Here is an 8,721-nt window from a genome sequence, read left to right as displayed (position 1 = left end):
GCCGCTCAGGCGAACCGCGCGGCGAAGTCGGCCCTGCCGAGGGCGACGTCGCCGCGCTCGAAGTCCCCGGCGGCGAGCTCCTCGTCCGACTTCCCCTCCAGCGCGTCGTAGAAGGCGCTGGCCGTGGCGGCCACCTCCAGGCGCTCGGCCGTCCCGCGCGAGCGCTCGAGCCAGGCGAACAGGGCGTCCTCGGCTAGCGCGTAACGCTTGCCCGCGAACTCGTACCGGAAGCGCCGCTCGAAGGTGCTGGGCGGCAGCGCCTCGGCGGGCACCTCGGCCAGGAGGGCCGCCACGCGCGCGCCGAGGTCCGCCTCGCCCAGGTTCTCGGCTCCCGCCTCGAGCAGCGCCGCCAGCGCGGCGGAGCGGAGCCCCACGACCTCCGGGTCGTCCGCGTCGGCGCCCGCCGCCACCGCCACCTCCGCGTCGACGCTGAGGAGGGCGCCCAGGAGGTACGCCCGCTCGGCGTCGACGTAGCCGGCCGTGCTCAGGACCCCGATCAGGTCCTCGAGGCCCAGGCGGTGCACGAGGCCGCGGCTCGTGCCCAGGTTGGCGAGGTAGAGCCCCTCGAGCTCGCGCTCGGCGGCTCCCAGGTCGACGCGCGCCGCCTCGAGCACGCCGAAGCGCGCGCCGATGAGCTTGGCCATGAGGGCGGCCAGCTGTTGGATGGTTCGTTCGATCAGTTCGTCACGGATGGGCACGGCGCCAGGCTATCGCACCGGGGCTTGGGCCGGGCCGGCCGCACGCGTAATATCCTGGCCCGCATGGCCCTCACCGACATCGAGCTGCGCGTACTGGGCTCCCTCGTTGAGAAGGAGCGCACGACGCCGGACGGTTACCCCCTCACGATGCAGGCGCTCGTCACCGCCTGCAACCAGAAGACCAGCCGCGACCCCGTCACCGACTACCACCTGCAGGACGTGCAGGACGCCCTGCAGCGCCTCCGCGACAAGGGACTCGCCGCGACGACGCAGGAGGTCAGCGACCGCGTCCCCAAGCACCGCCACAAGATCGCGCAGGCCTGGTCGGTGAACGACAAGGAGATCGCGCTGCTCGGCGTCCTCATGCTGCGTGGCCCCCAGACGCCCGGCGAGCTGCGCACGCGCACGGAGCGCTACGTCGCCTTCGCCGACGTGGCGGACGTCGAGCGCGTCCTCGACGGCCTGGCCGGCCGCTCCGTCCCGCTGGCGGCGAACCTCGGCCGCGGCCCGGGCCAGAGCCAGGACCGCTGGACCCACAAGCTGGGCGCGGACGAGGAGCGCATGCAGCCCCGCGTGCGTCACGGCGGCGCGGCGGCAGGCGGCGACCATGGTGCCGCACCTGGCGGGACCGGTGCGGCGGCCGCGACCGGCGGCTCGCCGCTGGCGGTGCTGCTTCGGCGCGTCGAGGCGCTCGAGCGGCGCGTCGAGGCGCTGGAGGGGCGCGCCTCCGGCGAGCCCGCCTAGGACGGCCGCCTAGAGCGACCCCGCCTATGGCGCCCGCTCGGCCAGGATGGCGAGCACCTCGGCGTCGGTCGTCTGAGCGAAGTCGTCGTACCACTCGCCCACGCTGGAAAGCGTCTGCGGCTCGAAGACGCACACGACGGCGTCGGCCTCCGCCCTGAGCTGCGCGACGGTGGAGGGCGCCCCCACCGGCACGGCCACGACCACGCGGCGGGCCCCCAGGTCGCGCGCCGCGGCCACGGCAGCTCGCATGGTGGCGCCCGTGGCGAGGCCGTCGTCAACCAGTAGCACCTCCTTGCCCGTCAGGTCGGGCGGCGCGGCGCTGCCGCGGTAGGTCACCGCGCGCCGCTCCAGCTCGCGGCGCTCCAGCGCCGCCTGGCGCTCGAACCACCCTTCCGCCGCCCGCGACCGGGCCAGCACCTCCTCGTTACGCACCACCCGCCCTCCCAGGGCCAGCGCCCCGAGCGCCAGCTCGGGCTGGTGCGGGTGACCGACCTTGCGCACCGGCAGCACGTCGAGAGGGGCTCCCAGCTCCCTGGCCACCACCGCGGCCACGGGCACGCCGCCGCGGGGGAGCGCCACCACGACCACGCCCTCCCCGCCCAGGCCCGCCATGGCGGCGGCCAAGCGCTCACCGGCGTGGGTGCGGTCCCTGTAAAGCGCCATGCGTCTCGCTCCTCCCCTCGGCCGCCGCGCGCAGGCGGCGCTGAGTCGCGCCGGGCAGCGGTGCCGGGCCGCGCCGGGCGCCTGTGCCGGGCCGCGCCGGGCGGTCGGCACGTCAGGGCGGCCGGCACGTCACTCCGGCCGGCACGTCACTCCGGCCGGTCGGCGAAGTGGCCCAGTTTCACCTCCTTGGTGTGCAGGTAGCGCTCGTTGTACGGGTTCCGGCCCACGTGCAGCGGCACCCGCGCCACCGGCTCGAGCCCGAAACCCGCCAGCGCCGCGAGCTTGCGCGGGTTGTTGGTGAGGAGCCGCATGCGGCGCACGCCCAGGTCGGCCAGGATCTGCGCGCCCACGCCGTAGTCGCGGTCGTCGACGGGCAGGCCGAGGTGCACGTTCGCCTCCACCGTGTCGTACCCCTCGTCCTGCAGGTGGTAGGCGCGGAGCTTGTTGAGGAGCCCGATGCCGCGCCCCTCCTGCCTGAGGTAGACGAAGACGCCGCGCCCCTCGGCGGCGATGGCGGCCATGGCCGCGTCGCGCTGGGCGCCGCAGTCGCAGCGCAGGCTGTGGAGGGCGTCGCCCGTGAGGCACTCCGAATGCACCCGCACCAGCACGCCGTCCTCCAAGGCGGTGGCGGCGGCGACGTCGCCCAACGTGAGGGCGACGTGCTCGGCGCCCGTGAGCTCGTCGACGTAACCGTGCACGGTGAACTCCCCGTAGGCGGTGGGGAGCGCGCTGCTCGTGACGCGGCGCACGAAGGCGTCGGCCCGCAGGCGGTAGGCGATCAGGTCGGCGATGGTGCCGACCTTCAGGCCGTGCGCCGCGGCGAACTCCCGGATGGCGGGGAGCCTGAGCATGCTGCCGTCGTCGGCCATCAGCTCGGAGATGGCCGCGGCGGGCTCGAGACCGGCCAGGCGGCACAGGTCGACGCCGGCCTCCGTGTGGCCGGCGCGGCGCAGCACGCCGCCGTCCCTGGCGCGCAGCGGGAAGACGTGGCCGGGGCGGGCGAGGTCGTCCGCGCTCGCGCCCGGCGCCGCCGCCGTGCGGAGGGTCAGGGCGCGGTCGCGGGCGCTGATGCCGGTGCTGACGCCCTCCTTGGCCTCGATGGTCACGGTGAAGGCGGTGCCGCGCCTGGCGGTGTTGTGCCGCACCATGGGCGGCAGGTCGAGCCGGTCGGCGGCCGCCTCGGTGAGGGCCAGGCACACGACCCCGCCCGTGTGGCGGATCATGAACGCCACCTGCTCGGTGGTGGCGCTCTGCGCGGGGAGGACGAGGTCGCCCTCGTTCTCGCGGTCCTCGTCGTCGACCACGATGACGGGGCGACCGCGCCGCAGCTCCTCCAGGAGCTCGGGGATGGTGGCGAGGCCGGCGGCGGCCGGGGCTACCCTCGTGTCAGGCATGTCGTCTCTCTTCCGGCGCCGGTTCCCGCTCCCGCAGGAGCTGAAGGCGCTCCACGTACTTCGCGAGGAGGTCGCTCTCGACGTTCACGCGCGAACCGGGCTCCAGCTCGCCCAGGGTGGTGACGGCCAACGTGTGCGGTATCAGCCAGAGGCTGAAGTGGTGGGCCGGCCAGTCCGGGCGGGTGCCGCCCGGGCCGCCCACGTCGACGAGGGTGAGGCTCACCCCGTCCACGGTCACGCTTCCCTTCGGCACGAGGTGAGGCGCCAGCGCCACCGGCGCGGCCACGCGCAGCACGTACGCGCCCGGTTCGGGGCTCAGGTCGAGCACCTCGCCGACCCCGTCCACGTGGCCGCTCACGATGTGACCGCCCAGCCGCGCGGCGACGCTCAGCGCCCGCTCCAGGTTCACGCGATCCCCGGCGCGCCAGCGCGGCGCCGTCTTGGCGAGCGTCTCGCGCGACAGTTCCACGTCGAAGCCGTCGGCTCCCAGCGCCACCACGGTGAGGCAGCAGCCAGACACGCTGATGGAGTCGCCCACCTTGGTGCCCTCCAGGACGGCGCTAGCGCCGATGGCGAGGCGCACGTCGGCCCCCTCGACCACCCGCAGCACGCTGCCCACCTCCTCGACGATGCCGCTGAACACGTCACGCCCCCCGCTCTGCCGCGCGGCCGGCGACGTGGCGGGCCACCTTGCCCGTGATGAGCAGGTCGGGCCCTATCGTCTCCGTCAGGACGTCCTCGAGGGTGAAGGCGTCGTCGACGCTGGGCACCCCCAACCCCGCCAGGGGCCCGGCGGCAGAGCCGCCCAGCAGCTTCGGGGCCACGAACCACGCCACGCGGTCCACGGCGCCGGCGGCGAAGAACTCCCAGGCGAGCGAGCCGCCGCCCTCGAGCATGACGCTGGTGACGCCCAGGTCGAGGAGGGCGGTGAGCGCCGCGCTAACGTCTGGCCGGCCGTCACGCGGGTCCAACGCCACGACCTCGGCGCCGGCCGCCGCCAGGGCGCCCGTGCGCTCGGCGGGCGCGGCCGTGGTGGTGATGACGATCACGCGCGCCGGCGTGCCGTCCGGTGCGGGGGCGAAGAGCCGCGCCGTGACGGGCGTGCGGGCAACGCTGTCGAAGACGATCTTGGCGGGGGTGCGCCCGCCGGGTAGGCGCGTGGTGAGGGCCGGGTCGTCGAGGAGCACGGTGTTGACGCCGACGGCGACGCCGCCGTACTCGTCGCGCCACTGGTGCACGCGCGAACGCGCCGACGGTCCCGTGATCCAGCGCGAGCGGCCCGTGCGCACCGCGATCTTGCCGTCGAGCGACATGGCCGTCTTGTAGAGCACGAACGGCCTGCCCAGCAGGCGGTTGGTGCGGTAGACCTCGTTCTGCTCCTCGGCGTCCCGTGCCAGGACCCCCACGTCCACGGCGACGCCCGCGGCACGCAGGCGCCGCACGCCGCGCCCGTCCACCAGCGGGTTCGGGTCGGTGGTCGCCACCACCACGCGGGCCACCTCCGCGGCGATGAGCGCGTCCGTGCACGGCGGGGTGCGGCCGTGATGGTCGCACGGCTCCAGCGTCACGTAGCAGGTCGCGCCGCGCGCCGCCGCGCCGGCGGCCGCCAGGGCGTTGACCTCCGCGTGCGCCTCGCCGGCACGCGCGTGCCAACCCTCGCCAACGACGGCGCCCTCTCGCACGAGCACGCACCCGACCAACGGGTTCGGGCTGACGCGCCCGCGCCCGCGCTCCGCGAGCGCCAGCGCGAGCCGCATGAACGACTCGTCCACGTCGGGAGTCTCGGCTCCCTCTCGACCTGTTGCTGCTGATCCCATAGGCGCAATGGCCGCACCTCGCGGCCGCCGCCCACCTCCTTCTTCCGTCCGGACTGTTACCGTCGGCACCGGTCTCTCACCGGTTCAGGCCCACCGTGGTGGGCGTCGCGGGCTCGTGGCGCTGGCTTGGCCTTGCGCCCCTCACCGCCGGTCGGGGATCTCACCCTGCCCTGAAGGGGTCGTCTGGTTGTGCGGCCGCGCCCCCGCCACCGCGGGCGTTCGCTCGCGTGGGTCGGTCGGCGCCGCCTGGACGCATGATAAGCCGCTACCGGCTGCTGCCTGGTAGGCGGCGGTCCACGGCCGGCGGCGCTGCTACGATGCCCGGCATGACGACTTCCGATCTCGCGCAGCGTTCCCGGGCGTACGCCGAGCTCCTGGTGAGGGTAGGCGTGAACCTGCAGCCCGGCCAGAAGCTGCTCATCCGAGCGGGCATCGAGGCGGCCCCGCTCGTGCGCCTCGTGGTCGACGAGGCGTACAGGCTCGGCAGCCCCTACGTGGAGGTGTTCTGGAACGACGACGCCATCATGCGTTCGCGCTTCATGCACGGCCCCGAGGGCAGCTTCGACGTCATCGCGCAGTACCGCGCCGACGGCATGAACGCCCTGGCAGCCGAGGGCGCGGCCTCCCTCGCCATCCTGGCCGACGACCCTGATGCCCTGGCGGGAACGCCCCCCGAGCGCTTCGCCGCCTTCCAGCGGGCGTGGCGGCCCGCCGTGAGGCCCTACTCCGACCTCGCCATGGCCGACCGCATCGCCTGGTGCGTGGCCGCCGCCGCCGCGCCCGCGTGGGCGCGCAAGGTGTTCCCCGGGCGTCCCGACGAGGAGGCCATGGCGGCGCTGTGGGACGCCATCTTCGCGGCCACCCGCGTCACGGAGCCCGACCCGGTCGCCGCGTGGCGCGACCACAACGCGGGTCTGGCCGAGCGCAAGGCGCGGCTCAACGCGCGGCGCTACGCCTCGCTCCGTTTCCGCGGTCCCGGCACCGACCTGCGCGTCGGCCTGGCCGACGATCACCTGTGGGACGGCGGCGGCTCCACCCTCCCGAACGGCGTCGGCTTCGTGGCCAACATGCCGACCGAGGAGGTGTTCACCGCCCCCCACCGCGACCGGGTCGACGGGGTGGTGCGCGCCAGCATGCCGCTCGCCTACAACGGCATCCTCATCGACGACTTCTCCCTCGAGTTCGAGGGAGGGCGCGTGGTGAGGGCCACGGCGGGCAAGGGCCAGGCCGCCCTCGACGACATCCTCGGCACCGACGACGGCGCCAGGCGCCTGGGCGAGGTGGCGCTCGTGCCGGCCTCCAGCCCGATCGCTCGCACGGGCCTCCTCTTCCTGGAGACGCTGTTCGACGAGAACGCCGCCTGCCACATCGCGCTCGGGCGCGGTTACGTCAACTGCGTGGGGGGCGCGCAGACCATGAGCGCCGAGGAACGCCTCGCCAAGGGCCTCAACGACTCGCTCACGCACGTCGACTTCATGATCGGCTCGGACAGGGTGGACGTCGACGGCGAGCTGCCGGACGGCACCACCGAGCCCGTCATGCGCGAGGGGGAGTGGGTCGGCTGACCGACGGGCCAACGCTGCAGGACGCCCGGCGGCTCCTGGCCGAGGTGTTCGGATACCCCGACTTCCGCGGCGCCCAGGCGCAGGTCGTGGAGCACGTGCTGGAGGGCGGCGACGCGCTCGTCCTCATGCCAACGGGTGGCGGCAAGTCGCTCTGTTACCAGTTGCCGGCGCTACTTCGGCGTGGGGTCGGGGTGGTGGTCTCGCCGCTCATCGCGCTCATGCACGATCAGGTGAGCGCCCTGCGGCAGGTGGGGGTGCGCGCCGCCTACCTGAACTCGAGCCTGGAACCCGCCGAGGCGCGCGCCGTGGAGCGCGACCTGGTCGAGGGGCGCATCGACCTCATCTACGTGGCTCCCGAGCGGCTCCTCACGCCCGCGTTCCTGTCGGTGCTCGACGGGCTGGAGAAGAGCCTGTTCGCCATCGACGAGGCGCACTGCGTGTCGGCCTGGGGTCACGACTTCCGGCCCGAGTACATCGGGCTGGGGGTGCTGGCAGAGAGGTACCCGGGCGTGCCGCGCGTGGCGCTCACGGCCACCGCGGACGCGGCCACGCGGCGCGAGATCGTCGACAAGCTGCACCTGGGGGGCGCGCGCCGCTTCATCTCGAGCTTCGACCGGCCCAACATCGACTACCAGGTGGTGGAGAAGGTCGACGCGCGGCGGCAGTTCCTCGCCTTCTACCGCGACAAGCACGTGGGGCACGCCGGCATCGTCTACTGCCTGTCGCGAAGGAGCGTCGACGCCACGGCCGCCTGGCTCGTGAACCAGGGCGTCAACGCCGTGCCGTACCACGCCGGGCTGGGAGCCGAGGTGCGGCGCGAGAACCAGGAGCGCTTCCTGCGCGAGGACGGCCTGGTGGTGGTGGCCACCATCGCGTTCGGCATGGGCATCGACAAGCCCGACGTGCGCTTCGTGGCGCACCTCGACCTGCCCAAGAGCTTGGAGGGCTACTACCAGGAGACGGGCCGCGCCGGTCGCGACGGGGAGCCGTCGGACGCGTTCATGACCTACGGCCTGCAGGACGTGGTGCAGGTGAGCCGCATGCTGGCCGAGGGCGGCGGCAGCGAGGCGTTCAAGCGCGTCGAGCGGCAGCGGCTAGAGGCGCTGCTCGCCTACTGCGAGACGCCCGGCTGCCGCCGCCAGGCCCTGCTCGCCTACTTCGGCGAGCGCTTGGAGGAGCCGTGCGGCCACTGCGACACGTGTCGCGAGCCCGTCGACACCTTCGACGGCACCGTCGCGGCGCAGAAGCTCCTCTCGACCGTCATGCGCACGGGCCAACGCTTCGGGGCGGGCCACCTCATCGACGTGCTGCTCGGCAAGGCGACGCCGCGCGTGGCGAGCCTGGGTCACGACCGGCTGAGCACCTTCGGCATCGGTGCGGAGCTCGACGAGCGCGGCTGGCGCTCGGTGGCACGGCAGCTCCTCGCCAACGGGCAGCTCCTGCCCGACCCCGACGGCTTCGGCGGGTTGGTCGCCGGGCCGGGCGCGGCCGCGGTGCTCCGCGGCGAACGCACGGTGGAACTCCGGCGCGACCGCGTGCGCGAGCGGTCGACGGCGCGGCGGTTGCGGGCGCTGGCGGCGGGCGGTTCCGGTGGCGCCGGTGTTCCCGCCGCCGGCGACCTCGACCGGCCCGAGGCGGGCCCCGAGGAGGAGGCGCTCTTCCAGGCGTTGCGCGCCCTGCGGCGCGAGATCGCGGCGGAACAGGGCGTGCCGCCCTACGTGGTCTTCCACGACCGCACGCTGCGCGAGATGGTGGCGCGCGCCCCCCGCAGCCTCTACGACCTTGGCGAGGTCCCCGGCGTGGGCGCCGTCAAGCTGGGGCGCTACGGGGCGCGCTTCCT

Annotated in this window: 8 protein-coding genes and 1 riboswitch; of the genes, 3 read left to right on the top strand and 5 right to left on the bottom strand. The window is 74.4% G+C overall.

All coding sequences use genetic code 11. The features are described 5' to 3' along the window. Positions 1–5 precede the first annotated feature (5 nt). Positions 6–698, bottom strand: coding sequence for a hypothetical protein (locus H3C53_11535; GenBank protein MBW7917297.1), 693 nt, complete (start codon positions 696–698; stop codon positions 6–8). Positions 699–761: 63 nt separating this feature from the next. Here H3C53_11535 and H3C53_11530 point away from each other — a divergent pair, with 63 nt between their 5' ends. Further along, positions 762–1,442 (top strand): YceH family protein, encoded by a 681-nt coding sequence (locus tag H3C53_11530; GenBank protein ID MBW7917296.1) that lies wholly within the window; start codon positions 762–764, stop codon positions 1,440–1,442. A 24-nt stretch (positions 1,443–1,466) separates the two neighbouring features. Here the strand turns inward: H3C53_11530 and H3C53_11525 are convergent, their stop codons facing one another. The 4 genes from H3C53_11525 to ribD form a co-directional block, all read right to left on the bottom strand. Next, complete coding sequence (locus H3C53_11525; protein ID MBW7917295.1) at positions 1,467–2,105, bottom strand: phosphoribosyltransferase; 639 nt, start codon at positions 2,103–2,105, stop codon at positions 1,467–1,469. Between the two features lie 146 nt (positions 2,106–2,251). Beyond that, positions 2,252–3,499 (bottom strand): bifunctional 3,4-dihydroxy-2-butanone-4-phosphate synthase/GTP cyclohydrolase II, encoded by a 1,248-nt coding sequence (locus H3C53_11520; GenBank protein MBW7917294.1) that lies wholly within the window; start codon positions 3,497–3,499, stop codon positions 2,252–2,254. Beyond that, positions 3,492–4,142, bottom strand: coding sequence for a riboflavin synthase (locus H3C53_11515; GenBank protein ID MBW7917293.1), 651 nt, complete (start codon positions 4,140–4,142; stop codon positions 3,492–3,494). Before H3C53_11515 ends, H3C53_11520 begins: the two co-directional genes overlap by 8 nt. A gap of 1 nt (position 4,143) precedes the next feature. Then, positions 4,144–5,316: a bifunctional diaminohydroxyphosphoribosylaminopyrimidine deaminase/5-amino-6-(5-phosphoribosylamino)uracil reductase RibD gene (ribD, locus tag H3C53_11510; protein MBW7917292.1), complete on the bottom strand. Its 1,173-nt coding sequence runs from the start codon at positions 5,314–5,316 to the stop codon at positions 4,144–4,146. 32 nt (positions 5,317–5,348) lie between these two features. Beyond that, a riboswitch (FMN riboswitch) is annotated at positions 5,349–5,498 on the bottom strand. A gap of 144 nt (positions 5,499–5,642) precedes the next feature. Between ribD and H3C53_11505 the strand changes: the two genes are divergently transcribed. Together H3C53_11505 and recQ are read left to right on the top strand one after the other, a co-directional pair. Then, complete coding sequence (locus H3C53_11505; GenBank protein ID MBW7917291.1) at positions 5,643–6,881, top strand: aminopeptidase; 1,239 nt, start codon at positions 5,643–5,645, stop codon at positions 6,879–6,881. 14 nt (positions 6,882–6,895) lie between these two features. Further along, positions 6,896–8,721 (top strand): DNA helicase RecQ (recQ, locus tag H3C53_11500; GenBank protein MBW7917290.1); only part of this gene is annotated, 1,826 nt, incomplete at its 3' end.

Source organism: Trueperaceae bacterium (assembly GCA_019454765.1).
Taxonomy (GTDB): Bacteria; Deinococcota; Deinococci; order Deinococcales; family Trueperaceae; genus JAAYYF01.
This window is presented reverse-complemented; position numbering and strand designations above follow the sequence as displayed.

Coding starts and splice junctions, on each gene's coding strand:
- ribD (MBW7917292.1), bottom strand. CDS start 5,316: ATGGGATCAGCAGCAACAGGTCGAGAGGGAGCCGAGACTCCCGACGTG.
- H3C53_11530 (MBW7917296.1), top strand. CDS start 762: ATGGCCCTCACCGACATCGAGCTGCGCGTACTGGGCTCCCTCGTTGAG.
- H3C53_11505 (MBW7917291.1), top strand. CDS start 5,643: ATGACGACTTCCGATCTCGCGCAGCGTTCCCGGGCGTACGCCGAGCTC.
- H3C53_11520 (MBW7917294.1), bottom strand. CDS start 3,499: ATGCCTGACACGAGGGTAGCCCCGGCCGCCGCCGGCCTCGCCACCATC.
- H3C53_11525 (MBW7917295.1), bottom strand. CDS start 2,105: ATGGCGCTTTACAGGGACCGCACCCACGCCGGTGAGCGCTTGGCCGCC.